Here is a 26,317-nt window from a genome sequence, read left to right as displayed (position 1 = left end):
CGCGCTCGGGGCGTGCATGCGCGCCGCCGCCACCCGCAGAACCCGCCGGGCCGCGCGAGTCGTCGGCCGGGCTGCCGGCGGCTCCCCGTGCGGACTGAGCCGCGCGGGGGCGACCCGGGGTGGTGGCGTCGCTGCGCACGCCACCACCGCCGGGGTCCAGGCCGCGCAGATCAGGCCGCCGTGCAGATCACGTCGTACGGGCGGCCGATCGCGATGGTCAGCTCGATCGGGTCGGTGGTGCCGGAGGGGCACTCCGACTTCGTCTTGACGAGCCCGAGGACCTTCTGGGCGCCCGAGCCGCCACAGGCGACCTCCTTGGCCTGGGAGGTCACGCAGTCGCCCTTGACCAACTGGCCGCCGCCGGCGCCCGCGTCACCGGGGTGGTCGCCCGACAGGTTGCGGCCGCAGACGGTGTTGGTGGGGATGCCGCTGCCCTTGCCGCCGTAGGAGATGCTCACGTCGATCATCAGGTCCGTGCCGGGCGGGCACTGGACCGCGTTCGGGAGGATGCTGGCCTCCTTGATGTCGATGGCCTTGAAGGTGGCCCCGGAGTCGGAGCAGCCCGTCCGCTTGTATCCGTCGGGCGTCTTGGACGGGTCGGGGCCTCCGCAGTCGCCGACCTTCCACGAGCTGGAGGTGTCGGAGGAGGACTCGGGGGATCCGGGGTCCTTGGCGGTGGGCTTGGCGGAGGGGGAGGCGGACGGGGAGGCCGTCGGCTTGCCGTCGTCCTTCCGGAGGGACTGCATGACGAGGTAGCCGCCGACGATGAGAACGGCGAGGACGATGACGGTGACGACGTTGCCGCCCGAGCGGCGTCTGGGGGCAGGTGGCGGCGTTACCTGGTACGGGTTGGCCATGCGAGCTTCTCCTGCGGGGAAGGCGGTGGGGACGGGGTGTGACGCGCGTACGGTGACGCGGCATGTACACCTCATGGTTCCAGCGGGTGTGGCTCGCGGGTGGCCGCGGGCGTGGCTGTGGGCGTGGGCGTGGTCGTCCGGGCCGGTGTCGGCTGCGGCGGTTGCCCGCTGAGCTCAGAGCACGGCCACCGGGGCGACGGGAGTGCCGGTGCCGCCGACGAAGGGTTCCGGCATGGCGGAGAGGAGGAACGCGTACCGGTTCTCTTCTGCACAGGCTGTGGACAACTTTTCGAGGTTCCAGTTCTGACCTTGGTGCATGCCCATCTCGACCAGGTGGAGGGCGTGCACCGGGAGCCACAGGTTGTCGATCTCCGGCGGGAAGATCTCGAACGTCAGGGTGTCGTTGGCGACGGCCGCCACGTCCCGGGCGTGGAACCACTCGGGGGTGCGGACGGACAGCCCGGGCGAGGGGAAGCCGTAGCCGTGCTTGTCGCCCGCGAGGTAGACCTGGATCTGGCCGGTGCGGACCAGGACGATGTCGCCCGGGCGGACGGTGACGCCGCCGAACTCCGCGGCCTCGTCGAGGTCCCCGGGGGTCACCGCGTGGTCGCCCGGCAGCCGGTCCAGCCCCTTGGCGCGCGCGACGTCGAGGAGCACCCCGCGCGAGACGATGTGGCCGGCCTTGTCTATGCCGCTGAACTCGGCGCGGCCGTGTGCCGTGATGGTGCCGGCCGGACGGCCGTTGTAGATCTTCCCCGAGTGCGAGACGTGCGTGAGGGCGTCCCAGTGGGTGCCCGCCTGGAGGCCCATGCTCACGGCGTCGTCGCTGCACGCCACGGTGCCGGGCCCGAAGAGCTCCTGGTTGATCTGCACCATCGTGTGCAGCGGGTTGATCCGGCCGGGGATCAGGCCGGCCTGGACCCCGTCCTCCTTGAGCGGCAGGGCGAGCGGGATCCGGCGGCCGGTGCGGATCTCCGCCGCGGCACCCCGGACCACCTCGTCGGTGACCAGGTTCAGGGTGCCGATCTCGTCGTCGGCGCCCCAGCGCCCCCAGTTGTTGACGCGCTTGGCGATGTCGTGGAACTCGGCGGGCAGGGTCATGGGCGTCGACAGCTCCTTGCGTGGATGTGGCGGATACGGCGGCAACGAGGGCTTGTGCAGGTGCATCTGACTACCCATAGAATCTAACGGTCCGTCAGAAAACACGGGAAGGGGCCGGACGTGGGGAACTTCTTGGCAGGCAAGGTCGTCGCCGTCACCGGCGCCGGCCGGGGCATCGGGCGGGCCGTGGCACTCGCCGCGGCCGCCGAGGGCGCCAAGGTCGTCGTCAACGACTACGGGGTCGGGATCGAGGGCGCGGAACCCACCAGCGAGATCGCCGAGGCCGTGGTGAAGGAGGTCACCGCCCTCGGCGGGGAGGCCGTGGCCGTCGCCGACGACATCTCCACCATGGCGGGCGGCCAGCGTCTCGTCGACACCGCGCTCGCGCGGTACGGCCGCATCGACGGAGTCGTGTGCGTGGCCGGCATCCTGCGCGAGCGCATGCTCTTCAACATGTCCGAGGAGGAGTGGGACCCGGTCGTCGCCACCCACCTCAAGGGCACCTTCACCGTCTTCCGCGCCGCCTCCGCCGTCATGCGCAGGCAGGGCTCGGGCACCCTGATCGGCTTCACCAGCGGCAACCACCAGGGTTCGGTCGCCCAGGCCAACTACAGCGCCGCCAAGGGCGGGATCATCTCGCTCGTCCGCTCCGCCGCCCTGGGCCTGGCGAAGTACGGGGTCACGGCCAACGCCGTCGCACCCGTAGCCCGCACCCGCATGTCGGCCAACGTACCGATGGAGCTCAAGGAGATCGGCGAGCCCGAGGACGTCGCGGCGCTGGTCACCTACCTGCTCAGCGACCGCGCCAGGGCCGAGGACATCACCGGTCAGGTCTACACGATCGCCGGACCGAAGATCGCCGTCTGGGCGCAGCCGCGCGAACTGCGCGCCGGATACGCCGAGGGCTCCTGGACGCCGGAGAAGATCGCCGACTTCCTGCCCGGCACCGTGGGCACCGACCCGATGCCGATGCTCGCGCAGCTGGAGGCCATGGCCAAGGCTGCGGCCGCCAAGGACCGCCCCAACGCGTAGGACCGCCCCAACGCGTAGGAGCGAACCGGCGCGTGGGACCGACCCGGCGCGTGGGACCGACAGGACCAGGGGGATCGGCGTGGACTTCAGCTTCGGGGCACAGGACGAGGAGCTGCGCGGGCGCGCCCGGGCGTGGCTGTCGGAGCACCTCGTGGGCCCGTACGCGCAAGTCCTCGGCCTCGGCGGGCCGGGCAGCGAGCACGAGGGGGCCGGCATCCGGCGGGCGTGGGAACGCGAGCTCGGCCGGGGCGGCTGGATCGGGCAGGGCTGGGAGGCCGACGGGTGGGGCAACCGGCGGCTGTCCCTGACCGGCCAGGTGGTGTGGGCCGAGGAGTACGCGGCTCTGCGGGCGCCCGGCCGGGTCGGCCACATCGGCGAGAACCTGCTCGCGCCGACCCTCATCGCCTACGGCTCGCCCGAGCAGCAGGACCGTTTCCTGCCCGGCATCGCGCGGGGCGAGGAACTGTGGTGCCAGGGCTACAGCGAGCCGGGCGCCGGGTCCGACCTCGCGGGGATCCGTACGGCCGCGGTACGGGACGCGGCCGACGGGCTGTACCGGGTGACCGGGCAGAAGATCTGGACCTCGCTCGCCCAGGACGCCGACTGGTGCTTCGTACTGGCCCGCACCGAACCCGGCTCGCGCCGCCACCGGGGGCTGTCGTTCCTGCTCGTACGCATGGACCAGCCCGGCCGCGTCGAGGTCCGGCCGATCCGGCAGATGTCGGGCACGAGCGAGTTCAACGAGGTGTTCTTCGACGGGGCGGTCGCGGCGGAGGTGGTGGGTGCCGAGGGCGACGGCTGGACCGTGGCCATGGGCCTGCTCGCCCTGGAGCGGGGGGTCTCGACCCTGGTCCAGCAGATCGGGTTCGCGGCGGAACTGGAGCGCGTACTGGCCTCGTACGCGGCGCGGGCCGCCGCCGGGGCCGGGGACCCCGTCCTGCGGGAGCGCCTCGTCCGGCAGTGGGCCGAGCTGCGCACGATGCGGTGGAACGCGCTGCGCACCCTGGGCACCGAGGGGGATCCGGGCGCGCCCAGCGTGGCCAAGCTGCTGTGGGGCGGCTGGCACCGGCGGCTCGGGGAACTGGCGGTGGAGGTCCGTGGTGCGGCGGCCACGGCCGGGCCGGCGCTCTGGGAGCCCGGGCTCCCGTACGAACTCGGACTCGACGAGGAGCAGCGCCTGTTCCTGTTCACCCGTGCCGACACCATCTACGGCGGCTCGGACGAGATCCAGCGGAACATCATCGCCGAGCGTGTGCTCGGCCTGCCTAAGGAGCCCAGGTGAGAGGCGTCGTGTTCGACGGCAAGCAGGCCCAGGTGGTCGACGACCTGGAGATCCGGGATCCGGGGCCGGGGGAGGTACTGGTCGCGATCGGCGCGGCCGGGCTGTGCCACAGCGACCTGTCGGTGATCGACGGGACGATCCCCTTCCCGCCGCCGGTGGTGCTCGGGCACGAGGGCGCGGGAATCGTGGAGGCGGTGGGCCCGGGCGTCACCCATGTGGTGCCGGGGGACCATGTGGCGCTGTCCACCCTGGCCAACTGCGGGGCGTGCGCGGACTGCGACCGCGGCCGGCCGACGATGTGCCGCAAGGCGATCGGGATGCCGGGACAGCCGTTCTCGCGGGGCGGGAAACCGCTGTTCCAGTTCGCCTCCAACTCCGCCTTCGCCGAGCGCACGCTGGTCAAGGCCGTACAGGCCGTGAAGATCCCGGCCGACATCCCGCTGACCTCCGCGGCGCTGATCGGCTGCGGGGTCCTCACGGGGGTGGGGGCGGTACTGAACCGGGCACGGGTGGACCGCGGCGAGAGCGTGGTCGTCATCGGCACCGGCGGCATCGGGCTGAACGTGCTGCAGGGGGCCCGGATCGCGGGAGCCACGACGATCGTGGCGGTGGACGCGAACCCGGCGAAGGAGACGGTGGCCCGGCAGTTCGGCGCCACCCACTTCATCGACGCGTCCGCCGTCGCCGACTCCTCGGCGGCGGTCCGCGAGATCCTGCCGACCGGCGCCGACCACGCCTTCGAGTGCGTGGGCAACGTCAGGCTGATCCGCCAGGCGATCGACCTCCTCGACCGGCACGGGCAGGCGGTCCTGCTCGGCGTGCCCGGATTCAAGGAGGAGGCGTCGTTCCTCGTGTCGTCCATGTACCTCGACAAGACGATCATGGGCTGCCGGTACGGGTCCTCGCGCCCGCAGCGGGACATCGCGCTCTACGCCGAGCTCTACCGGCAGGGCGGGCTGCTGCTGGACGAACTGGTGACGGAGGTCTATCCGGTCGAGGACTTCGCCAAGGCCGTGGACGACGCCCACCACGGGCGGGTGGCCAGGGGCGTGCTCACCTTCTGACGCGCCCCTGCCGTGTCCGGAAACGGGACGGCTCCCCCGTCGGCGGGATCGCACCCGCCGGCGGAGGAGCCGAGAACCGTGTCACCGTCAGTCGAGGACGTCCGGGATCGGGTCGGTGTTGCCGCGCTGCAGCGCCGCCCCGGAGCCGGCGCTCGAACCGAGCGCCCAGTCCATGAGCTTCATCGCGTCCGCGTAGCGCTCCTCGTCGTTGAGCAGGACGCCGATGACGGTCTTGCCGTTACGGGTCGCCGAGTAGACGAGGCACTTGCCCGCGGCGGTGCCGGTGCCGGTCTTGACGCCGATCGCGCCCGGGTACGCGTAGCCGGTGGGCCGCTCCCTGATCAGCAGGTTGCTGTTGCCCCACGTGGCGTCGGTCGAGGTGCCGCCCGTGCTGTAGGTCTTCGCCGCGACGATCTTCGGGAAGGTGGTGCCCGACATCGCGTACTTGGTGAGCTTCGCGAGGTCGCGCGGGGTGGTGAGGTTCCTGCCGGTCGGTGAGATGCCGTCGAAGGAGTCGTAGACGGTCCTGGTCATGCCCAGCGACTTGGCCTTGGTGTTCATCTGCGCGATGAAGTCGGCCTTGCGGGCCGCGGTGGTCGTGCCCTTGCCGAAGGTGTCGGCGAGCGCGTAGGCCGCGTCGCAGCCCGACGGGAGCATCAGCCCGTACAGCAGCTGGCGGACGGTCGGGGTGGCGCCCACCTTCAGGTGGGCCGAGCTCGCACCCTCACGGACGACGTAGTCCGCGTACTCCTTCTTGATGGTGACCTTCTTGTTGAGGTCCAGATTGGCCGAACGGAGCACGACATGGGCGGTCATGATCTTCGTGGTGCTCGCCCCCTGCCGCTGGGTGTCGGCGGCCTTGCTGGTGAGCGTGGCCCCGCTGGTGCCGTCGATCAGGATCGCGCCGGCGGCCGTCACGGGGGGCGCGGCGGCCGGAGCCGCCGAGGAAGCCGGTGAGGCGGCGACCAGGAGGGCCCCGGTGGCGACCGTGACGGCGACCGCGCCGCGCGTACGGCGCATCAGGTTCAGTATCAAGTCAAATCCCCGCGTATCCGAAGAATTCCCTAGGGGCCGGTACGCCGAGGAGTCCGGTCCCGGGGGGAGCTTACGCAGGGGACGGGCGGGGGAGAACCGCACTGCCGCAGGAGGCCGGGCGGGCGCCCGGTCAGTCGGCGAGGCGTCCGAAGCGGCCCTTGTGGAAGAGGAGCGGTTCGCCCTCGCCGGCCGCGCCCATGGCCACCACCCGGCCCACGACGATGAGGTGGTCCCCGCCGGTGTGGACGGCCTGGATCCGGCAGTCGATCCAGGCGGGCACGGCGTCGAGCCGGGGCGATCCCGTGACGGGGGCGGGCGTGTGGGTCACCCCCGCGAACTTGTCCGCGCCGCTGACGGCGAAGGACCGGCACAGGTCACCCTGTTCGGCGCCGAGGATGTTGACGCAGAACACCCCGGCGCGGGCGATCCGCGGCCAGGTGGTCGACGTACGGGCCACCATGAAGGTGACCAGGGGCGGGTCGAGGGACAGCGAGGCGAAGGACTGGCAGGCGAATCCGGCCGGGCCCGCCTCGTCCTCCCCGGGCGGTGCGGTGATGACGGTGACCCCGCTGGCGAAGTTCCCGAGCACGGCCCGGAACTCGGCGGGGGACACCGGAGCGCGTTCGTCCGCGCCGACGGCGCGCAGATCGGGACGCGGCAGGGCGTCGACGGACTCCGGCTCCCGCTGCGCCGAGGCGGAGGTGGGGGAGCCGGCTGACCTGAGGTATCGGACGACGGTGGCCGCCATCCCTGCATGTCCCATCACAGCTCGATTGAAGCTGACGGTTCGTCAGATGTGAAGGGGTGGGGCGCCGGACACTTGCCGGGCCGCTCCGGTGGCGCCGCCCCCCTGGGGGGTGTGGGAGTCGCGGCCCGGGGGTTCGCCGGACCGCCTGTTTTCGGCCAACGCGCCTGTGACACAACAGACATGAGGCGCCGTCAAGGCTGTCCGACCCCCTGTGTAAGGTCGGGTCCAATGGCAACGGCGTCGGCGCTGGGGTGGTCATGGGCAGTGGCAACGGCTTTCGCTACCGAGCCGAAAGGATCTCGCTCGGAGCGATGGCGTCGGCAGGCATCCTGGTCCTGCTCGCCGACCTCTTCGGCTGGCTCGACAAGATGGCCCCCGGCGGCACCCTGCCGAAGATCACCCTGCTCATCCTCAGCACGGTCACGCTCTTCCTCCTGATGGAGTTCGACCGCCTGAAGGTGCTCGACAACATCAACACACAGATCTCCGGCCTCACCCTCGACGGACTCACCGGAGAGCTCAGGCGTCAGCACTACCTCGGCGTGACCAAGGTCCACCGGGTCTTCTCCGACGAGGAGTTCAAACGGCTCCTGGGAGCGGCCCGCCAGGAGGTCGCCATCCTCCAGACCTGGATACCCAACCTCAGCCGCCTCGAAGAAGAGCTGGAGCGGGCCGTCACGGAGCGGAACGTCCAGGTGCGCATCCTGCTGCTGCACCCGAAGTCCGCCGTCGCGGACCTGCGCGACGAGGCCCTGCGCGCCACGCGCAGCTCCGTGGACGTCGGCGCGAGCCTGGACGTCCTCAAGGCGATCCACGACCGCCTCGCACCGGAGCTCCGGACCAGGCTCAGCGTCCGGGTCTACAACTCCCTGCCGTCGATCGCCGTCTACAAGGCCGACGAGCACTACCTGGTCAGCTCGTTCCTGCACGGGCAGCTCGCCATCGAGTCGCCCCAGACCGAGATCGACGGATCCGACACCGTGATGGGCCGGCAGGTACAGAAGGAACTGGACACCCTCTGGGGCATCGGCAGCGAGGTCGACCTGCGCGACCCGATGCGATCGATCGACATCCACTGATCAGAAGACCGATCGGGAGAGAAGAGAAAGGACACGGCCATGCGCGACCTGGACAGGTTCGAGGACGGACTGATCGAGCAGTACGAGCGGCATCCGGTGCTCGCGGGCATCGCACGGCTCCCGGACGAGGACTTCGCCGGGATCCTGCTCCAGCGGCGCTTCCTCTCCCTCGCCTTCACCCCGGCCTACGACCTGGCGATCGACCTGCTGCAGGACGAGCCCGGGCTGCGGATCGCCCGCGTCATCCTCCGCGAGGAGTACCCCGACGGACGGGGGCACACCCCCTCGCACCGCGAGGACATGACCTACGACATGCGCCGGCTCGGGATCTCGCGCGACGACATCGTCCGGTCGAGGCCGACGGAGGCGACGAGGCGGGCCATCGAGGACACGTTCGCCCTGATCGCCGACGCGGGCGCCCACGAGCGCTCCGACCTGCGGCTCCTCACGATCCTGCGGTTCTGGGGCGAGATCCTGGTCTCCGTCGAGTACGGCCGGCTCTGGGAGCGCATGGCGCCGCTGCTCGCCGGCGACGGCGAGAACCGCTCGCGCTTCTACTACCCGCACCACGTGCACGACGCCAAGAAGCGTTCCCTGGAGAGCGTCTCCCTGCTGTCCACCACCCACTCCGACCGGCTGGGCACCCGGGTACGGGAGCTGCTCACCGGCGCCGACGAGGAGGCGGCGGCCGCCTGCTTCAGAGAGGCGGAGGAGCACTCGCTCCGGCTCAAGGTGGCCTTCTACGACCAGTTCCGCTCCGCGCCGGTTCGCGCGTCCGTACACCCACACGGGTGAAACCGGACGGGCGGGTGGGTCCCTACGCCCGGGTGCGGGTGGAGGCTCGGCATCGTGGCAGCGACCCCGTACCGCCGCCGTAGCCCCAGGAGGACCCCATGCTCGGCACCGACTTCACCACCGGATCACCCAACTGGCTCGACCTCGGCAGCCCCGACACCGAGGCCGCCGCCGCGTTCTACGGCGCCGTCCTCGGATGGGAGTTCGCCTCCGCCGGGCCCGAGGCGGGCGGCTACGGGTTCTTCCAGGTCGACGGCAAGACCGTCGCCGCGCTCGGGCCGCTCACCGAGGAGGGCGCGCGGTCCGCCTGGATGCAGCACTTCATGACCCCCGACATCCAGGCCACCACCGCGGCCGTCACCGCGGGCGGCGGCACCGTACGGATGGAGCCCATGGACGTCATGGGAGAGGGCTGGCTGGCGCAGTACACCGACCCGCAGGGTGCCGAGTTCGCCTGCTGGCAGCCCGGGAAGACCGGCGGACTCCAGCTGACCTCCGTCGACAGGGCGCTCGTGTGGACCGAGCTCCACGTACCGGACCCCGTCGCCGACCTCGCCTTCTACGCCGGGCTGTTCGGATGGCGCAGCGCCGAGATGCCCGCGCCCGGAATGACGTACCGGGTGGTGAGCACCGCTGAGGGCGACCAGCAGGACGCCTCCTTCGGCGGCATCGCCCCGTCCATGGGCGAGGGCATGGGCGATGAGCCCCGCTGGACGCCGTACTTCATGGCGTCGGACGTCGACGCCACGGTCGCGGCGGCCGGGGCGAACGGCGGAACCGTCGTCATGCCCGCCACCGACCTCCCCGAGGTCGGCCGGATCGCCTGGCTGGCCGACCCGGCCGGAGCGGTGTTCGCGCTGCTCAAGCCCGACCCGCGGATGTAGGCCGGGGTCAGCGGCCGAGGTACTTGGGTGTGCGGCGCTCCACGAAACTCGCCACGCCCTCGTTCGCGTCGGCGGTGGTCATGTTGATCTCCTGGGCGGTGGCCTCGGCGGCGAGCGCGGCCGCCCGGTCCCCGTCCAGGGAGGCGTTGACCAGCTGCTTGGTCATGGCCAGGGCCCGGGTGGGCCCGTTCGCGAGCCGCTCGGCCCATGTCCGGGCCGTCTCCTCCAACTGCTCGGCCGGAACCACCCGGTTGACCAGGCCGAGGCGTTCGGCCTCGGCGGCCGGGACGGCGTCGCCGAAGAACATCAGCTCCTTGGCCTTCTGCGGTCCGACGAGCCGGGGCAGCAGATACGCGCCCCCGCCGTCGGGGACCAGACCGCGGCGGACGAACACCTCGATGAAGCGCGCCGGTTCGGCGGCGATCACGAGGTCGCAGGCGAGGGCGAGGTGGGCGCCGATACCGGCCGCCGTGCCGTTGACGGCGGCGAGGACGGGCTTCTCGCAGTCGAGGACGGCGGTGATCAGGCGCTGCGCGCCGAGGCGGATCATCCGGGCGACGTCCCCGGCGACGCGCTCGCCGGCCGTGCCACCGCCGGGGCTCCCGCGCAGGTCGGCGCCCGCACAGAAGCCCTTGCCGGTGGCGGTGACGACGACGGCCCGCACGGCCGGGTCGGCGGAGGCGCCGTCGAGCAGCGCGATGACGCGCTCGCGCTGGTCCCAGGTGACGGCGTTCATGGCCTCGGGGCGGTTGAGGGTGATCCACGAGACGTTGTTCTCGATGCGGTGGAGGACCGTGTCCTCGGGGGCGGTGGCCATGCGTGGACTCCCCTTTGCGGTCGGTGGTTGCGACTGTGGCCGGGTGCCGGGTGCCGGGTGCCGGGTGCCGGGTGCCGGGTGCCGGGTGCCGGGTGCCGCTGCGCGGAACCGTCTCCCCGCCCCGCCCCGTCCCTTCTCCGTTTCCCGGGCTCTGCCCGGACCCGGTCCTCACACGCCGGACGGCTGGAAAACCCAGCCCCGCCGGCGATCGGGGCGCGGGGCTCAGCGGCAGATGGCGAGGGCGTCCAGGGCCACCGCCCCCTGGCCGCGGGGGAGGACCATCAGGGGGTTGATGTCCAGCTCGGACAGCTCGTCGCCCAGTTCCAGGGCCATCCGCTGGATCCGCAGGACGACCTCCACCAGGGCGTCCACATCGGCCGGGGGTGCTCCCCGGACGCCCTCCAGCAGTGCGTGCCCGCGCAGCTCCCGCAGCATCGCCCGCGCCTGGTCCTCGCCGAACGGCGGTACGCGGACCGCCGCGTCGTGCAGGACCTCCACCAGGACCCCGCCCAGCCCGACGGTGACGGTGGGGCCGAAGAGGTCGTCCTGGGTCACCCCGACGACCATCTCGACGCCCCGTTCCACCATCTGGCAGACGAGGATCCCGTCGAGCGGCACGTTCTCGTAGCGCGCGATGTCGGTCAGTTCCCGGTACGCGTCACGGATCTGGCTCGCCGAGGTCAGGCCGATCTTCACGAGGCCGAGCTCCGTCTTGTGGCCCAGCTGCGGGCCCGAGGCCTTCATCACCACTGGGTAGCCGACCAGCCCGGCCGCCCGGACCGCCGCCGCCGCGCTGGTCACCAGCTGCTCGCGGGGGACCCGTATCCCGTAGGCGCGCAGGAGCTGCTTCGCCGCGTGCTCGCTGAGCTGCTGGGACGGCCGCATCAGGGCCTGCGCCTTGCGGTACGAGGGTGAGGGCGTGCGCGGTGCGTCCTCGAAGGGGGAGCGGTAGCCGGAGGTGAAGCGGTGGTGGCCGAGGTAGGCCCGTACGGCGGTGATGCAGTTGCCGAAGGTACGGAAGGTGGCCACGCGGGAGGAGCCGAGGAGGGTGGTGCGGTAGGCGTCCTCGGTGCCGACGGGGGAGCCCCAGATCACGCAGACCAGCTTGTCGCTCTGCTCGGCGGCGTCCACCAGGTCCTGGGCGAGCCGGTCGCTCATGGGCGGGAAGGGGCCGGTGATCGGGCAGATCAGGACGCCCACGGACGGGTCGGCGAGGATGGCGTCGATGATCTTGCGGCCGCGCCAGTCACCGACCGGGTGGCCGCCGTTGTCGACGGGGTTGGCGACGTTCAGGTACCCGGGGATCCACTGGTGGAGCTCGTCCTGCTTGGCCTGCGAGAGGGTGGGCAGGGTCAGGCCCGCCTCGGTGGCGAGGTCGGAGAAGTGCGCCCCGGTGCCGCCGGAGATGGAGTAGACGACGACCCCGTCGGCCTTCGGCTTGCGGGCCCGCGCGAGCAGGGCCGCGGTGTCCTGGAGCTCGTCGAGACCGTCGACGCGGATGACGCCGAACTGGCGCATGGCGGCGTCCACGACGGTGTCGGCGCCGGTCAGCTTCCCGGTGTGGGAGGCGGCCATACGGGCGCCGGTCTCGGTGCGGCCGACCTTGACGGCGACGACGGGGACGCCGTTGCGGGCGGCCCGGTCGGCGGCGAGGAGGAAGGACCGGCCGTCTTTGAGGCCCTCCACGTAGCAGGCGATGGCCCCGACCTCGGGCTGCTCGGCGAAGTAGGAGATGAAGTCGGAGGTCTCCAGGTCCGCCTCGTTGCCGGTGGGCGCCCAGTGGGAGAGCCGGATGCCGAGCTCCTGGAGGGTGTAGACGGGCCTGCCCTGGTGGCCGGACTGGGTGATGAGGGCGATCGCCGGGCCTTCGAGGTCCTGGCGGAACTCCTCGAAGGCGTTGAGGTTGGTGTTGGGGCCCAGCAGGCGCAGGCCGGAGTCCCGGACGGCGGCGCCGAGCCGTTCCTGGGCGGCGGCCCCGCTCTCGCCGGTCTCGGCGAAGCCGGAGGCGAACGCGACCGCGAACTTGACCTTGGTCTCGGCCAGTTCCTCGATGACGGGGAGCGGGTCGGCGACGAGGAGGACGGCGAGGTCCACCTGTTCGGGCAGGTCGGCCACGGAGGCGTGGCAGGTCAGCCCGAAGACGGTGGGGCGGGTGGGGTGCACGGGGTGGATCCGGGCGCCGACGCGCTCCGCCCAGGCGATGAGCTGGCGGGTGATGCCGGTGTTCGGCCGGCCCTCCGCGTCGGAGGCGCCGATGACGGCCACGGACTCGGGGCGGAAGAACCGGTCCAGGTCGGGCACGTCGGCGTGCAGTGGCCGCCCGCTGACGTCCAGGGGGACCGCGTCGTCGGCGGACGGGGGCGCCGACGAGTGGACGGCGGTCCTGGGAGACTCCCCGCAGGCCTCGACACGTGCGCGGAAGTCGGTGGTGAGGGTGCCGTGAGTAGATCCAAGCATCGTTGCCGCCCACTCCTGCTCGATGAACCTCGATGGAACGCAATAACTGACGTGTAGTCAGATTACTGAACTGACGTGCCGTCAGGAACAGGGCTGCGCAGGAAAGGTGTGGAGGTGGTGTGGTGAAGTGAACGGTGGCAGATCCCGCCGGGACCGGTCCAGGGCGCGATTCGGCCGATGCGCCGACCGGGCGTGTGCGCCCTGCCCGGCCGCCCGGCCGCTCACAGGGGCGCCGACTCCACCCGGCCGGCGAACCGGCCGCCGATCCGGTCCGCGAGCCACCCGATGCGCGCGGTGTCCTCGGCGAGCGCGGCGTTCCGCACGTGCACGTGGACGGTGTGGTCCCCGGACGGCTCGCACTGGTAGAGGTCACGGGAGTTGACCGAGAGCGTGAGGTACGCGTACTTCTGCGAGACGCGCCCCAGTCCGGCCTCGGGCACCGCGGGCCACGCCTCCAGATCGAACCGGACGGCCGCCGGATCGGGGCCCAGCGCGGCGACGAACGGCTCGGCGAGATCGAGCGGGTGGCACCAGTCGAAGACCGAGACCGGAAGGCACCGCACCGGGTCGTCGCCGGCGTCCGACGAGCCGTGCTCCCCTCCGGCCGCGGCCGACCACTTCAGGGCGGGCAGTACCTCGCGCACACGGGCCAGAACCTCCGGCGACCGGATCACCGCCTCGAAGTCGACCTCCCCGCCCGTGGTGTCCGCGATGTCCAGCAGGGTGCGCACGGCGCGCAGCGCCTGCGCCAGGTCCGGTGTCGTCAGGACCGCGGCGGCGTCGGAGTTGCTCACCGCGCCCCCTCGGCGGCGCGGCGGGCAATGGCCCTGGCGATCTTCTCCGCGTCCATCGCCATCTCGCGGAACATGCCGCTGATGGGGTTGGTGAAGCCGGTGAAGTACAGGCCGTCGGCCCCCGCGGCGGCGCGGGCGCCGTGCGTGCGCGGCCGGCCGCGCTCGTCGAGCACCCCCAGGTGGCCGACCAGCCCCTCCAGGGCCCGGCGGTAACCGGTCGCCGCGATCACCGCGTCCGGAGCGATCCGCGAACCGTCCGCGAGCACCACCTCGGCGCCGTCGAAGGCCTGGACGGCCGCCACCGGTTCGACCCTGCCGCTGCGGACCGCGTCGATCAGGCCGACGTCCTGAACCGGTATCGACCCCTGCTTGACCCTGCTGTACAGGCCGGTGGCCGGGCGCGGGAGCCCGTACGCCGACAGGTCCGGGACGGAGGCCTTCGCGACGAGCGCGCCCAGCCGGTCCACGAGCCGCGCGGGCAGCCGGCGTACGAGGATCCCGCTGCGCTGGGCCGGCCAGCCGGCGGTGGAGCGGCGCATGATGTGCGGCGCGGTGCGCACGGCGAGCCGCACCCGCGCCGCGCCGCCCTCGACGAGGTCGACGGCTATCTCGGCGCCGGTGTTGCCGACGCCGACGACGAGCACGTCCTGGCCCGCGTACGGCTGGGGGTTGCGGTACTCACGGGCGTGCAGCAGCCGGCCCTCGTACGTGTCCCGGCCCGGCCAGTCGGGGAGCGCGGGCGTGTGGTTGAACCCGGTGGCGACGACGACGGCCGCGGCCGCCAGTTCGCGGCCGCCGCTGGCGTGCAGGGTCCAGCCGCCCTCGGAGTCGGGGGCGGCGGGTTCGATCCGGGTGACCTCCACGCCGGTGACCAGCTCCAGCTCGTGGAACTCTGCGTACTTCTCCAGGTAGCGCACGACGTCGTCCCGGGAGACCCAGCGCCCGAAGCGGCGCGGCATGGCCAGGCCCGGGAGGGCGGAGAGCCGGCGCGTGGTGTGCAGGCGCAGCCGGTCGTAGTGCTGCCGCCAGGACGCACCGACCGCGTCGGACTTCTCGACGACCACCGCGCGGACCCCGCGGGCGCGCAGCGCGGCGGCGGCGGCGAGGCCGCCGGGGCCGGCCCCGATCACGTACACGGGGCGGGGCTGGGTGGTCATGTCGGGTGCTGTGGGGTCTCCGGGCATGAGGTGTGATCGTATCGCCACGCTGGGTTCATGGGTCTCGGTCGGGCGGGGAATCGATTGCGGATCGATCACGGCGCGCGGGCTCGCGACCGGTGGCCCGCAGGGGCCTTGCGCGAACGCTCCGGATCCGCTGAACTGACGTACCGTCAGATAGAGCGTGCGCGTCGATCGCGAGAGGGGTGGGGGCCGCCGATGCAGACCATCTGGCTCAGTGGGGCCGAATGGCTCGCCGTGCTCCGGATAGGCCTCGGCCTGTGGTGGCTGGAGAGCTGGCGGCACAAGGACAAGAAGGGCTGGTTCGAGCGCGGCACCGGCATCGCCTGGGCCGCCGACGTCGCCGGCAAACACCGCTGGACCTTCGTCAAGGGCGGCTTCGAGCTGGTCGTCGCACCGCGGCCGAAGGCGATGGCGTACATCGTCGTCTACGCGGAACTCGCCCTCGGGCTGGGCCTCGTCCTCGGCTTCCTGACGCCTGTCGCCCTGGTCGGCGGACTCCTGCTGAACCTGCTCTACCTGGTGCTGATGATCCACGACTGGGCCGAGCAGGGCCAGAACGCGATGATGGCCCTCATCTCCCTCGTCGCGCTCCTCGCCATGTCCTGGCAGACCTGGTCCCTCGACGCGGCGATCGGACTCTTCCTGTGAGCGGCACCGCGCGGTACGACCTCCCCGAGGTGGACGAGTTCACCCGCCCCTACTGGGACGCGGCGGCCGAGGGCCGACTGCTGCTGCGGCGCTGCGCCGACTGCGGCCGGGCCCACCACTACCCGCGCGAGTTCTGCCCGTTCTGCTGGGCGGGCGAGGAGCGCGTGACGTGGGAGCCGGCGAGCGGCCGGGCCGCCCTCTACACGTGGTCGGTGATCCACCGCAACGACCTCCCGCCGTTCGGCACGCGCGTCCCCTACACGGCGGCGGTCGTCGACCTCGCCGAGGGCCCGCGGATGATGACCGAGGTGGTGGACTGCGAGGCGGCGGCCCTGCGCATCGGCATGCCGTTGACGGTCACCTTCCGCGAGGCCGCGGACGGGGTGTGGGTGGCGGTCTTCCGGCCGGCACCGCCGCACTGACGTCCGGGGATCAGGGCCAGAGCAGGTCGCGCTCCCAGGATCCGCCCGCGGTACGGGAGTACCGCAGGCGGACGTGCCGGCGCGCGGCGTCCCCCTGGAAGAACTCCACCTCGGCGGGGTCCAGTACGTACCGCGTCCAGGTCGGGGCCGGCGCGTCCGGCTCGGCTCCGGCCCGCTCCCAGGCCGCCGCCGAGACCCGCGCCAGCTCCTGCGTCGAAGCGAGCACCTCGCTCTGCCGGCCGGTGAGCGCGGCGGCGAGCGCACCGCGCGAGCGGACCGCCAGGTCCGCCCGGCTCTCCTCGGGCCCGCAGGCGGTGACCCGGCCCCGGACACGGACCTGGCGGCCCACGCTCGGCCAGTAGAACCCGAGCGCCGCCTCCGGCCGCCCGGCCAGCTGCACGCCCTTGGCGCTGGTGGCGTGCGAGGCGAAGTGCCAGCCACGCACGTCGGCGTCGTGCAGCATCAGCGTCCGCACATCGGGCCGCCCCTGCTCGTCCACCGTCGCCAGACTCATGGTGTGCGGCTCCAACTGTCCCGCCCGCGCGGCATGCACGAACCACTCCCGGAACAGGGCCACGGGCTCGGCGGGGGCGGCCTCCGTGTCGAAGCCGGGCAGAGGGGAGTCCCACACCCGAAGGGAGTGCAGGGTGGCGTGGAAGTCGTCGGGGGCGGCTTCGCCGGTCTGGCCGGATCCGCTGGCATCGCTGGTCATGAGGCCCATGGAACAGCAGGCGGCGGGGGCGGGGCCAGGGGATTGGCGGGGTGTGTGGCGGGGATTGGCGGGGGCTTCGGGTGGGCGGGAGTCGGGTGGGTGGGGTCGTGACGTCGGGCGGTGGCTTCGCGTGGGCTGATCTGCCGGGGCGGTGGTGGGTGATGCGGGTGGGGTTTCCCGTCAGTCTCATCGTCTCTCCGGGGCGGGCCGGTCCCTCAAGGGCGCTCCTCCTACGTCGTCGCGTCGCTGCGCGATGGCCTCCGGCCACCCTTGACCGACCGGCCCGCCCCGGAAATCCGAAGACTGGCGGGAAACCCCCAAAAGAACGAGCCGGTCCCTTCTTTCAGGGACGGGGCGGTCGGAGATGCTCGACCGGGTTTGGGCGGGCATCTCCGAGAGGCGGGCTCCTCCAGACCCTGGCCCGGGTCAGGGGAAGCGCACCACATCGCTACGCGCTCCTCATTTCTCAGCGTCCGACGGCCGTCTTGGGCCGGACATAGGCCGCCCACAGCCCCGGACCGACCCTTGACCGGCGTCCGACGACCGCCCGTGGCCCCGCGAGGTTCTCAGTGATGGCGTCCTGGGGCTGTCCGAGGTGAAAAGGCGCAAGACGACGGCAGTTCCGTCGTGAATACGGGTCAGGGCGAGTGAGCGACCCAAAGGACCTTCGAAATGCCGCAATTGACCCTGTTTGACTGCGGGTTTATGGCGTCACAGTCGCACCGACCCGCATCCACGACGGATCAGCCGTACTGCCAGCCATCCACATCTCCCACCAACCCCCGACGGCCATCAGCCGCGGCTCGACGAAAACCTCCCGGAGCTTGGGCGGCCCGTACCCAGCCCCCAGACGGTCGTCGGACGCGGATCGAGAGCCGGACCGGAACCGTGAGCGGCCTGCGCCCGGCTCCAGACGGTCGCCGGACGCCATTGGTGGACAGCATCCGAGGTCGTGGGCGGCTTATGTCCAGCCCCAGACGGCCGTCGGACGCTGAGAGATGAGGAGCGCGTAGCGATGTGGTGCGTCTCCCCCGACCCGGGCCCGGGTCCGGAGGGGCCCGCCTCTCGGTCATGCCCGCCCGGACCCGGTCGGGCATCTCCGACCAGCCCGTCCTCATCCTTGATCGTCCGGCTCGTTCTTTTGGGGGTTTCCCGCCAGTCTTCGGATTTCCGGGGCGGGCCGGTCGGTCAAGGGTGGCCGGAGGCCATCGCGAAGCGACGCGACGACGTAGGAGGAGCGCCCTTGAGGGACCGGCCCGCCCCGGAGAGACGATGAGACTGACGGGAAACCCCACCCGCCTCTCTGATTTCCGCCCGAGCGGCTTCCGCCTTCCGGAGCTCCCGCGCGCCGGAGCTCCCGCGTCCCCGCCGCCCCGCCGCTCCGCCAGGCCTCTCCGGCGCCGCCCCGCCCGCCCCGCCCGCCCCGCCCGCTCCGAAGAATCTTTTCCAGGGCCGATGAGTTTCCGTTTCCGTCGCAGTCATACCTACGGAACGAGACGCCAGACCCCGCCCCACCCCGCGAAGGAGACACGTCATGGCCGAGACAGCCAAGGGCCCCGCCAGCTACTTCCCCTCGATCGAGAAGAAGTACGGACGCCCGATCGGGGAGTGGCAGGACCTCATCCGGTCCTCGCCCCTGACCAAGCACATGGAGCTCGTCTCCTGGCTCAAGACCGAGCACGGGCTGGGGCACGGTCACGCCAACGCCCTCGTGGCGCACACCCTCGCCGAGGGCAAGTAGCAGGCAGCCGTCCCGGCAAGACCGCCCCTGGGCGGGGGACGGTCACCCCCGGCCCAGCAGGACCGTTCCCGACGAGCAGAACCAGCCGCCCGTGCCCGAGGCCAGGGCGACCTCCGGGAGGCGGCCGCCGGCTTTGGTGACCTGCCCGGCCCCCGCCTCGCCGCGGAGCTGGCGGACGGCCTCGACCAGGAGGAACAGGCCGCGCATGCCCGGGTGGCAGGCGGAGAGGCCGCCGCCGTCGGTGTTGACCGGGAGTTCCCCGTCGCGCAGCAGGCGCCCCTTCTCCACGAACGCCCCGCCCTCGCCCTTCGCACAGAAGCCGAGGTCCTCCAGGGTCACCAGGGTCATGTAGGTGAAGGCGTCGTAGATCTCCGCGAGGTCCACGTCCGCCGGGGTGAGGCCGGCCCGTTCGAAGGCGGTGCGGCCCGAGACGGCTGCCGGGGACACCGTGAAGTCCGCCCACTCCGACATGGTGGTGTGGGAGACGGACGTGCCCGTCCCCAGGACCCAGACGGGGGCCTTCGCCGTGTCCGGTACGTAGTCCTCCGCCGCCAGGAGCACCGCGCAGCCGCCGTCCGAGCGGATGCAGCAGTGCAGCTTGGTGAACGGGTCCGCGATCATGCCGGAGGAGAGGACCTCGTCCACCGTGAGCGGGTCGCGGAACATCGCGTCCGGGTTCGTCGCCGCGTTCGCCCGGGCCTGTACGGCGACGGAGGCGAGCTGCTCCAGTGTCGTCCCGTACTCGTGCATGTGGCGGCGGGCGGCCATGGCGTACTTGGAGATCAGCGTGTGTCCGTACGGGACCTCGAACTGCAGCGGTCCGCGGGCGCCGAAGGAGAGGTTCGAGGTGCGGCGCCGCGCCTTGATGTCCGCGCGGGCCGTGGAGCCGTAGACCAGGAGCACGGCGTTGGCGTGCCCGGCGGCGATGGCGTCCGCCGCGTGGGCGGCCATGACCTCCCAGGTCGAGCCGCCGACCGAGGTGGAGTCGACCCAGGTGGGGCGCAGGCCCAGGTACTCGGCCACCTCGACCGGTGCGAGCGTGCCGAGGCCGGCCGAGGCGAAGCCGTCGACGACGGAGCGGTCGAGGCCGGAGTCGGCGAGGGCGCGCCGGGCGGCCTGTGCGTGCAGGGCGTAGGGGGTGGGGCCGTCGACCCGTCCGCAGTCGGAGAGGGCGACGCCGACCACCGCGACCCTCCGGCGTGCGCGGGCTGTGGATGCGGGTCCGGACGCGGGTCCGGGTGTGGGTCCAGGCATGAGGGGACGGTATATCTGACGATGCGTCAGACGCTAGACCCCCGCCCCGCAACCCGCCCTCGCCGCCCCCTGTGTTTCTGCCTCCGCCAGGCCTAACATGACGATCCGTCAGAAACGGGGAGGAGCCCGACGATGGATGCCGCCTTCACCGCGGAGCAGGACGAGATACGCCGTACCCTGCGCGAGATCCTGGGCAAACGCTGCGGCCCCGACGAGGTCAAGGCCGCCGTCCGCACCGCCGCCGGACACGACCGCGAGCTCTGGCTGCAGCTGGCCCGGGAGCTCGGGCTGCCCGGCATCGCCGTCGCCGAGGAGTACGGCGGTGTCGGCTGCGCCCCCGCCGACCTGGCCCTGGCCTGCGAGGAGACGGGCCGGGTGCTGCTGCCCTCGCCGCTGCTCGCCACCGCGGCCCTGTGCGTCCCCCTGGTCACCGCTCTCGGCACCGAGGCCCAGCGCTCCGCGCTGCTGCCGCCGCTGGCGACGGGCGGGCTGACCGCGGCCCTCGCCGTCAGCGGCCCGGCGCTGGCCACCGCCCTCGCGCTGACCGGCGAGGACGCCTCCGGGCAGTGGTCCGGCGGTGGCCGGGCCGGCGGCGTCCAGGCCCGGGCCGACGCGTCAGGCGGCGGCTGGCGGCTGTACGGGGAGGCCGTCCAGGTGCTCGACGGGCACAGCGCCGGGCTGCTGCTGGTCGCCGCGCACACCGGCGGTTTCGCGCGCAGCCGTACGCTGCTGTTCCTCGTACGGGAGGACGCGCCGGGGCTCGTACGGTCCCGGCAGACCGTCCTGGACGAGACCCGTCCACAGGCCAGGATCGAGATGCGGGACGTTCCTGCGGAGTTGCTCGGCGACGAGGGCGCCGATGCGCTCGGCGCGCTCGCCGCCACCGGGCGCACCGCCGCTGCCGTCCTGGCCGCCGAGGCGGTCGGTGCGGCCGGTCAGGCGCTGGCCCGCACGGTCGAGTACGTCCGTCAGCGCGAGCAGTTCGGCCGGGCGATCGGATCCTTCCAGGCGGTCAAGCACCGTCTCGCCGACCTGTACGTGCAGGTGCAGGCGGCCCGTTCCGCGGCCTGCTACGCCGCCTGGGACCCGGACCAGGGCGGCCTCGCGCTCGCCCAGTGCCTGGAGGCCCTGCGGGTGACCGCGGGCGAGGCGATCCAGCTGCACGGCGGCATCGGCTTCACCTGGGAGCACGACGCACACCTCTACTTCAAGCGGGCGGCGGCCGACGAGCTGCTGTTCGGCCCGGTCCACCGGCTGCGGGCGCACGCCGCCGACCGCGCGGGGCTGTTCGCGGACCCGGCAGCCGGTCCGGCCCCCGCCCCGGCGGAACCGTCCACCGGGTCGGTGTCCGCGCCCGTACCCCCTTCCACCACCCCGTCCGCACCAGAGAAGGTGGCCGTCTGATGGCTCCCGTGGCTCCCGGCGTCAAGCTGATGCAGAAGGTCTCCTCGACCATGCTCTTCGCCAAGATCGCACCGCACTTCATCCCCGCCCTGGACAAGGCGGTGCACAGGCTGACCCGCGGCAAGGTCATCCTCAGTGCCCAGATGCTGCCGGGCGTGATCCTCACCGCCAAGGGCGCCAGGACCGGTGAGCCGCGCACGACCCCGCTCGCCTGCATGCCGGAGGACGGCGGGAGGACATGGATCCTGATCGGCTCCAACTTCGGCCGGCCCGGGCACCCGGCGTGGACCGGAAACCTTCTCAAGCACCCGGACGCGGACGTGAGTTGGCAAGGCCGGGACATTCCCGTCCGGGCCCGGCTGCTGGCGGGTGAGGAACGCGCGGAGGCGTGGCAGGCGGTGCTGGGGTTCTGGCCGCCGTACGCGACGTACCAGGCGCGCATCGAGCGCGAGATCCGGTTGTTCCGCCTGGAGCGTCGCTGATCGCAGGCGGAGGCGATCGGGCGTGGTCGGCGGGCCCCTGGAGGGCGTCCGGGGGCCGCCGCTACTTCGTGGGCTTCTTGCCCGTGATGCCGAGGTGGACGAGCAGTGCCAGGTTCGGCTTGAGCTCGGCCTGCTTGACGCCCCAGGTCTGGAACCCCTTCTGGTGCGAGGCGACCGCGGCCAGCATCGCGACCAGCGAACCGGCCATCGCCGCGGGGCTGACGTCCTTGTCGACCTTGCCCTTGGCCTGGAGCTCCTTCATCGATTCCGTGAGGGAGTTGGTGACCGAGTTCAGGATCTTCATGCGGATCTTGTAGAAGCGCTTGTCGCCCTCGGCCGCGCCGAGGTCGACGACCCGCAGGATCGCGTCGTTGCGGCGCCAGAACTCCAGGAAGCCCTCGACGAGTTCCTCGGCGGCGGCCCACCCCGACTTGCCGACCCAGGTCCGGCCCTCGACGAGCGACGTCAACTGCGCGCCCTCGGTGGCCATTTGTTCGGCGATCTCCAGGACGGCGCCCTCGACGTCCGGGAAGTACTGGTAGAAGGTCGCGGGGGAGGTACCGGCCTTGCGGGCGACGTCGATCACCTTGACGTCGCGGTACGGCGAGGAGCTGAGCATCTCGCTGAGGCAGTCGAGCAGCTTCTGCCGCGTCGCCTGGCCGCGCCGGCCGGCGACACGCCCGTCGACGGTGCGTACTTGTCCTGTCATGCCGTCAGCTTACCGAGGGGTGATCGGCGCGCTATTCGGCCGCCTGCAAATGGGGTTACGGGGTCCCTGGCCTGGGCGGAAGGCGGTCCCGGCTGGCCGCACCGGCACAATCCGGACAAAAATCGGGCCCCGCCGTCCGCCGCGCGGGCCGCGCCCCCACCCCGGGTCGACGGCCGTCTCCGGGCCCAGGCGTGTCGCCCGGTTCCGCCGATTTTCCCCCGAATAGTCTTATCAACAGGCTGTGGACAAGTTCCCGGGCGGATCATGGCTGAGAGGGTGGGGAGGGTACACACCCCCGCGCAACGGAAGGAAACGGGCCCATGGCCGCATTCGCGGAAGGCGCACCCTGCTGGGTGGACGCTTCGCTTCCGGACGTCGAGGCGGGCAAGCGCTTCTACGGTGAGCTCTTCGGGTGGACCTTCGCCGACAGCGCGGGCGCCGAGTACGGCCACTACACCCAGGCCTACAGCCGCGGCCGCAACGTCGCCGCCCTCGCCCCCAAGCCCGACGGCCGCATGCCCACCGTCTGGGGGATCTACCTCTACACCACCGACGCGTACGCCTGTGCCCAGCGCATCCGCGCCGCCGGCGGGCAGATGGTCATGGACCCGATGCCGGTCGGCCCGTACGGCACCGCGGCGATGGCCGCCGACCCCGGCGGCGCCGTCTTCGGCCTGTGGCAGCCCGGCACCCACCACGGGTTCGACGCCCAGCAGGAGCCGTACACGTACTGCTGGAGCGAGGTCTACACGCGCGCCCGGGACGCCGTCGACGCCTTCTACGCCAAGGTCTTCGGCTACGTCCCGCAGGACCAGGACGACGCCGGCGTCGAGTACCGCATCTGGTCCCCGCCCGGGACCGCACCCGGCACGGACACCGCCGTCCTCGGCCGCAGCCTGATCACCGACGCCTTTCCCGAGGCCATGCCCGCGCACTTCCTCGCCTACTTCGCCGTCCCGGACTGCGACCAGTCGGTCGCGATGGTCCAGCGGCTCGGCGGCCGGGTCACCGCCGACCCCTTCGACACCCCCTACGGGCGCATCGCGGTCGTCGCCGACAACCAGGGGGCGGTCTTCGGGCTGCTGTCGGAACCCCGTACGAAGCCGGACGCGTAAGCCCCCTCCGCACAGCCGCCCCCACTCACCCTCCAGGCGCCTTCCGGCCGCCGACCGCCCTCGCCCGGGTCCCGTCCACCGGGCCGAGGGGCCCGGATCGCCCCGGTACCGGAAGGATCGCCGAGCAGATCACACCGCCCTGCTCGACGTGCCGGGGCCGGACCGGTCCCGGGCCTGACAGAATCGGGGTTGCTCGACCCGGGCGGCGCCCGGAGTGAGACGCTGCACGGGGCAGGGCCCCGTGCCGGTGGAAGCGGGCCCGCTGAGTGGCCCGTACGGGGAGGTGTGGAGGCGAGTGGTGGAGCAGCTGACGCAGCACGACCCGAGACGGATCGGCCCCTTCGAGGTGCTGGGACGGCTCGGCGCCGGCGGCATGGGGCTGGTCTATCTCGCGCGGTCCGCGTCCGGACGGCGGGTCGCGATCAAGACGGTGCGCACCGAGCTCGCCGAGGACCAGCTCTTCCGCGTCCGCTTCACGCGCGAGGTGGAGGCGGCCCGCGCCGTGTCCGGCTTCTACACGGCGGCCGTGGTCGACGCCGATCCGCGCGCGGCCGTGCCGTGGCTGGCGACCGCGTACGTCCCGGCGCCCTCCCTGGAGGAGATCGTCAACGAGTGCGGGCCCATGCCCGCCCAGGCCGTACGGTGGCTGGCCGCCGGCATCGCCGAGGCCCTGCAGTCCATCCACGGCGCGGGCCTGGTCCACCGCGACCTGAAGCCGTCCAACGTGCTCGTCGTCGAGGACGGCCCGCGCGTGATCGACTTCGGCATCGCGAGCGGTGTCTCCAACACCCGGCTGACCATGACGAACGTCGCCGTCGGCACCCCCGCCTACATGTCGCCCGAGCAGGCCAAGGACTCGCGCAGCGTCAAGGGCGCCAGCGACGTCTTCTCGCTCGGCTCCACCCTCGTCTTCGCCGCCACCGGGCACCCGCCGTACCACGGGGCGAACCCGGTGGAGACGGTCTTCATGCTGCTGCGCGAGGGCCCCAACCTGGAGGGTCTGCCCGCCGAGCTGCGGCCGCTGATCGACTCCTGCATGCAGATGGACGCCACGCTCCGGCCCACCCCGGCCGACCTGCAGGCGCAGCTCGCCCCGCACCTGTTCGACGGCGGTGACGACAGCGGCACCGCCTCGGCATGGCTGCCCGCCCGGGCCGTCGCGATGATCGAGGCCCGCCGCGCGGGGCACCGTACGCCGCCCGCGCCGCTCCCGGCGCTGCCGGCGCCCGGCTCGGGCTCCGGGGGCCGCGGGGCGGCCTCCGAGGCCGTCACGCACCGGCGCCCGCGCGGGGCCGACTCGTGGGTGGACCCGCGGACCGGCCAGGCCGTCCCGCAGCGCCCGCAGCACCCGCCGATGTCCCCGGTGCCCTCGGGCGAGCCGGTGCGCCTGGGCGGCTCGCCGGTGCCGATCGGGCCCGGGCCGCGCGCGAGCGCCCAGGCCCCGGCCGCGCACGCCTCGCCGTCCGCCCCGGACTCGGCGACCGGCTGGATCCGCCCGCCCGGCGGGTCCGTGGCCACCCCCTCGGCGGTGCAGCCCGTACCGAGCCCCGGCCCGGCCCCGGACAGCGGCCGCTGGCGGCCGTGGCGCTTCCGCATGTCCAACGAGGTCTGGGGCACCCCGACCGTCGCCGGGAACCTGCTGTACGTGACCTCCTTCGAGGTCCACGCGCTGGACGTGGCGAGCGGGCGGCGCCAGTTCAAGACCCGTGACGTCGCCTGGTCCATGGCGGTCGCCGACGGCCGGATCCACGCCTCCGACGGCCCTTCCCTCTTCGCGCTCGACGCCGGTGACGGATCCGAGCGGTGGCGGCTGTCCACCGACGCCTGGGTGTACGCGCTGCGCGCCGAGCGCGGCACGGTCGTCACCGCCACCCGCGGCGGCGGCGTACAGGGCCGGGAGGCCTCCACCGGCCACAAGCTGTGGGAGCTGACCGGAGCACAGAGCGACTTCGAGACCCCGGAGGCCGCCCCGGTCCTCCACGACGGCACGGTGTACGTGTGGCAGGACGCCCGGCTGCGCGCCCTGGACGCCCGTACCGGCCGCGAGTCCTGGTCGTATCCGATCGGTGACGCGGCCTCCTGCGGGAACGTGCCCGTGCGGGTCACCCCGGCCCCGGACGGCAACGTCTACGTCGCGGCCGGCACCCGGGTCATCTCGGTGGACCGGGCCTCGGGCCGGGTCCGCTGGCACTTCGAGGCCCCCGCGGTCTTCCTGGCGCCCCCGGCCTTCGCGCCGGGCGCGGCGATCACGGGCGGCGGGGTCTACCTCGTGGACTACCTGGGCACGGTCTACGCCCTCGACGCGGCCACCGGCCAGGACCGCTGGCGGATCGCGACCGAGGGACGGCAGTCCGCTGACCCGGTGGTGGTCGCGAACGGCAACGTCCACCTGGGCGCGGGCAGCGCGCTGTACACGCTCGACGCGGTCACCGGCACCCCGAAGTGGCGGTTCGCGGCGGGCGGCGAGATCACCGGCCTGCCGGCGGTCGCGGACGGCCGGGTGCACTTCGGTTCGGCCGACCACTGCCTGTACACCCTGGACGCGGCGGGCGGCCAGCTGCGCTGGAAGCTGGCCACGGGCGGCGAGATCACGGGCGCCCCGGTGGCGGAGGCCGGCGTGGTCTACGCATGCAGCAAGGACCGCTGCGTGTACGCCCTGGACGCGGCGAAGGGGACGGGCACCCGTACGAGCGGCTGACCTGCC

Annotated in this window: 24 protein-coding genes; 13 read left to right on the top strand and 11 right to left on the bottom strand. The window is 72.6% G+C overall.

Features of this window, described 5'->3' with window-relative positions; all coding sequences use genetic code 11:
* Positions 1 to 170: 170 nt before the first annotated feature.
* Both DEJ51_RS14145 and DEJ51_RS14140 read right to left on the bottom strand, forming a co-directional pair.
* Positions 171 to 857, bottom strand: coding sequence for a hypothetical protein (locus DEJ51_RS14145; RefSeq protein ID WP_150257910.1), 687 nt, complete (start codon positions 855 to 857; stop codon positions 171 to 173).
* A gap of 174 nt (positions 858 to 1,031) precedes the next feature.
* A complete protein-coding gene (locus DEJ51_RS14140) occupies positions 1,032 to 1,958 on the bottom strand; it encodes a cyclase family protein (protein ID WP_150257909.1) in 927 nt (308 codons plus the stop codon).
* A 120-nt stretch (positions 1,959 to 2,078) separates the two neighbouring features.
* On the opposite strand from DEJ51_RS14140, the gene DEJ51_RS14135 reads away from it, so the two are divergent.
* The 3 genes from DEJ51_RS14135 to DEJ51_RS14125 all read left to right on the top strand — a co-directional run bounded on the left by DEJ51_RS14135 (position 2,079) and on the right by DEJ51_RS14125 (position 5,336).
* The gene (locus DEJ51_RS14135) at positions 2,079 to 2,990 is read left to right on the top strand and encodes an SDR family oxidoreductase (protein WP_150257908.1); all 912 of its coding nucleotides are present in this window, start codon (positions 2,079 to 2,081) and stop codon (positions 2,988 to 2,990) included.
* A gap of 79 nt (positions 2,991 to 3,069) precedes the next feature.
* The gene (locus DEJ51_RS14130; RefSeq protein WP_150257907.1) at positions 3,070 to 4,272 is read left to right on the top strand and encodes an acyl-CoA dehydrogenase family protein; all 1,203 of its coding nucleotides are present in this window, start codon (positions 3,070 to 3,072) and stop codon (positions 4,270 to 4,272) included.
* Positions 4,269 to 5,336 (top strand): Zn-dependent alcohol dehydrogenase, encoded by a 1,068-nt coding sequence (locus tag DEJ51_RS14125; RefSeq protein ID WP_150257906.1) that lies wholly within the window; start codon positions 4,269 to 4,271, stop codon positions 5,334 to 5,336. Before DEJ51_RS14130 ends, DEJ51_RS14125 begins: the two co-directional genes overlap by 4 nt.
* Positions 5,337 to 5,423: 87 nt before the next feature.
* Here DEJ51_RS14125 and DEJ51_RS14120 read toward each other — a convergent pair whose 3' ends face one another.
* Complete coding sequence (locus DEJ51_RS14120; protein WP_150257905.1) at positions 5,424 to 6,356, bottom strand: D-alanyl-D-alanine carboxypeptidase family protein; 933 nt, start codon at positions 6,354 to 6,356, stop codon at positions 5,424 to 5,426.
* A gap of 145 nt (positions 6,357 to 6,501) precedes the next feature.
* The gene (locus DEJ51_RS14115) at positions 6,502 to 7,119 is read right to left on the bottom strand and encodes a flavin reductase family protein (protein ID WP_150261914.1); all 618 of its coding nucleotides are present in this window, start codon (positions 7,117 to 7,119) and stop codon (positions 6,502 to 6,504) included.
* A 311-nt stretch (positions 7,120 to 7,430) separates the two neighbouring features.
* Between DEJ51_RS14115 and DEJ51_RS14110 the strand changes: the two genes are divergently transcribed.
* From DEJ51_RS14110 to DEJ51_RS14100, 3 genes are all read left to right on the top strand, one after another.
* Entirely contained in the window at positions 7,431 to 8,198 is a 768-nt protein-coding gene (locus tag DEJ51_RS14110) for a hypothetical protein (RefSeq protein ID WP_223835802.1), read from the top strand.
* A 39-nt stretch (positions 8,199 to 8,237) separates the two neighbouring features.
* Positions 8,238 to 8,993, top strand: a complete 756-nt coding sequence (locus DEJ51_RS14105) for a hypothetical protein (protein WP_150257903.1) — start codon at positions 8,238 to 8,240, stop codon at positions 8,991 to 8,993.
* Positions 8,994 to 9,091: 98 nt separating this feature from the next.
* Positions 9,092 to 9,877 carry a VOC family protein gene (locus tag DEJ51_RS14100; RefSeq protein WP_150257902.1) on the top strand — a complete coding sequence of 262 codons (786 nt, stop codon included), beginning with the start codon at positions 9,092 to 9,094 and terminating at the stop codon, positions 9,875 to 9,877.
* 7 nt (positions 9,878 to 9,884) lie between these two features.
* Here the strand turns inward: DEJ51_RS14100 and DEJ51_RS14095 are convergent, their stop codons facing one another.
* From DEJ51_RS14095 to DEJ51_RS14080, 4 genes are all read right to left on the bottom strand, one after another.
* Positions 9,885 to 10,694: an enoyl-CoA hydratase/isomerase family protein gene (locus DEJ51_RS14095; RefSeq protein ID WP_150257901.1), complete on the bottom strand. Its 810-nt coding sequence runs from the start codon at positions 10,692 to 10,694 to the stop codon at positions 9,885 to 9,887.
* A gap of 222 nt (positions 10,695 to 10,916) precedes the next feature.
* On the bottom strand, positions 10,917 to 13,151 hold the full coding sequence (locus tag DEJ51_RS14090; RefSeq protein ID WP_150257900.1) for an acetate--CoA ligase family protein: 2,235 nt from the start codon (positions 13,149 to 13,151) through the stop codon (positions 10,917 to 10,919).
* Between the two features lie 221 nt (positions 13,152 to 13,372).
* The gene (locus tag DEJ51_RS14085; protein WP_150257899.1) at positions 13,373 to 13,945 is read right to left on the bottom strand and encodes a hypothetical protein; all 573 of its coding nucleotides are present in this window, start codon (positions 13,943 to 13,945) and stop codon (positions 13,373 to 13,375) included.
* Complete coding sequence (locus DEJ51_RS14080) at positions 13,942 to 15,129, bottom strand: flavin-containing monooxygenase (protein WP_150257898.1); 1,188 nt, start codon at positions 15,127 to 15,129, stop codon at positions 13,942 to 13,944. Before DEJ51_RS14080 ends, DEJ51_RS14085 begins: the two co-directional genes overlap by 4 nt.
* Positions 15,130 to 15,321: 192 nt before the next feature.
* On the opposite strand from DEJ51_RS14080, the gene DEJ51_RS14075 reads away from it, so the two are divergent.
* Positions 15,322 to 15,774 (top strand): DoxX family protein, encoded by a 453-nt coding sequence (locus DEJ51_RS14075; protein ID WP_150257897.1) that lies wholly within the window; start codon positions 15,322 to 15,324, stop codon positions 15,772 to 15,774.
* Positions 15,771 to 16,196 carry a Zn-ribbon domain-containing OB-fold protein gene (locus DEJ51_RS14070; RefSeq protein ID WP_150257896.1) on the top strand — a complete coding sequence of 142 codons (426 nt, stop codon included), beginning with the start codon at positions 15,771 to 15,773 and terminating at the stop codon, positions 16,194 to 16,196. Before DEJ51_RS14075 ends, DEJ51_RS14070 begins: the two co-directional genes overlap by 4 nt.
* A 10-nt stretch (positions 16,197 to 16,206) precedes the next feature.
* Here the strand turns inward: DEJ51_RS14070 and DEJ51_RS14065 are convergent, their stop codons facing one another.
* Positions 16,207 to 16,908: a pyridoxal 5'-phosphate synthase gene (locus DEJ51_RS14065; protein WP_150257895.1), complete on the bottom strand. Its 702-nt coding sequence runs from the start codon at positions 16,906 to 16,908 to the stop codon at positions 16,207 to 16,209.
* A 1,534-nt stretch (positions 16,909 to 18,442) separates the two neighbouring features.
* On the opposite strand from DEJ51_RS14065, the gene DEJ51_RS14055 reads away from it, so the two are divergent.
* On the top strand, positions 18,443 to 18,649 hold the full coding sequence (locus DEJ51_RS14055; RefSeq protein ID WP_150257893.1) for a DUF4287 domain-containing protein: 207 nt from the start codon (positions 18,443 to 18,445) through the stop codon (positions 18,647 to 18,649).
* A gap of 42 nt (positions 18,650 to 18,691) precedes the next feature.
* On the opposite strand, the gene DEJ51_RS14050 is transcribed toward DEJ51_RS14055, so the two are convergent.
* A complete protein-coding gene (locus DEJ51_RS14050) occupies positions 18,692 to 19,903 on the bottom strand; it encodes a thiolase C-terminal domain-containing protein (protein WP_150257892.1) in 1,212 nt (403 codons plus the stop codon).
* A gap of 132 nt (positions 19,904 to 20,035) precedes the next feature.
* Between DEJ51_RS14050 and DEJ51_RS14045 the strand changes: the two genes are divergently transcribed.
* Both DEJ51_RS14045 and DEJ51_RS14040 read left to right on the top strand, forming a co-directional pair.
* The gene (locus DEJ51_RS14045) at positions 20,036 to 21,307 is read left to right on the top strand and encodes an acyl-CoA dehydrogenase family protein (RefSeq protein WP_150257891.1); all 1,272 of its coding nucleotides are present in this window, start codon (positions 20,036 to 20,038) and stop codon (positions 21,305 to 21,307) included.
* Positions 21,307 to 21,789, top strand: coding sequence for a nitroreductase family deazaflavin-dependent oxidoreductase (locus DEJ51_RS14040; protein WP_190620378.1), 483 nt, complete (start codon positions 21,307 to 21,309; stop codon positions 21,787 to 21,789). The genes DEJ51_RS14045 and DEJ51_RS14040 overlap by 1 nt, the downstream gene beginning before the upstream one ends.
* A 61-nt stretch (positions 21,790 to 21,850) precedes the next feature.
* On the opposite strand, the gene DEJ51_RS14035 is transcribed toward DEJ51_RS14040, so the two are convergent.
* The gene (locus tag DEJ51_RS14035; RefSeq protein ID WP_150257890.1) at positions 21,851 to 22,498 is read right to left on the bottom strand and encodes a TetR family transcriptional regulator; all 648 of its coding nucleotides are present in this window, start codon (positions 22,496 to 22,498) and stop codon (positions 21,851 to 21,853) included.
* A 320-nt stretch (positions 22,499 to 22,818) separates the two neighbouring features.
* Here DEJ51_RS14035 and DEJ51_RS14030 point away from each other — a divergent pair, with 320 nt between their 5' ends.
* Entirely contained in the window at positions 22,819 to 23,613 is a 795-nt protein-coding gene (locus tag DEJ51_RS14030) for a VOC family protein (protein WP_150257889.1), read from the top strand.
* Positions 23,614 to 23,908: 295 nt separating this feature from the next.
* Positions 23,909 to 26,311: a serine/threonine-protein kinase gene (locus tag DEJ51_RS14025; RefSeq protein WP_150257888.1), complete on the top strand. Its 2,403-nt coding sequence runs from the start codon at positions 23,909 to 23,911 to the stop codon at positions 26,309 to 26,311.
* Positions 26,312 to 26,317 lie beyond the last annotated feature (6 nt).

This window comes from Streptomyces venezuelae (assembly GCF_008642275.1).
Classification (GTDB): Bacteria; Actinomycetota; Actinomycetes; order Streptomycetales; family Streptomycetaceae; genus Streptomyces; species Streptomyces venezuelae_E.
The sequence above is the reverse complement of the archived record's forward strand: the minus strand, read 5'-3'. Positions and strand labels throughout refer to the sequence as shown.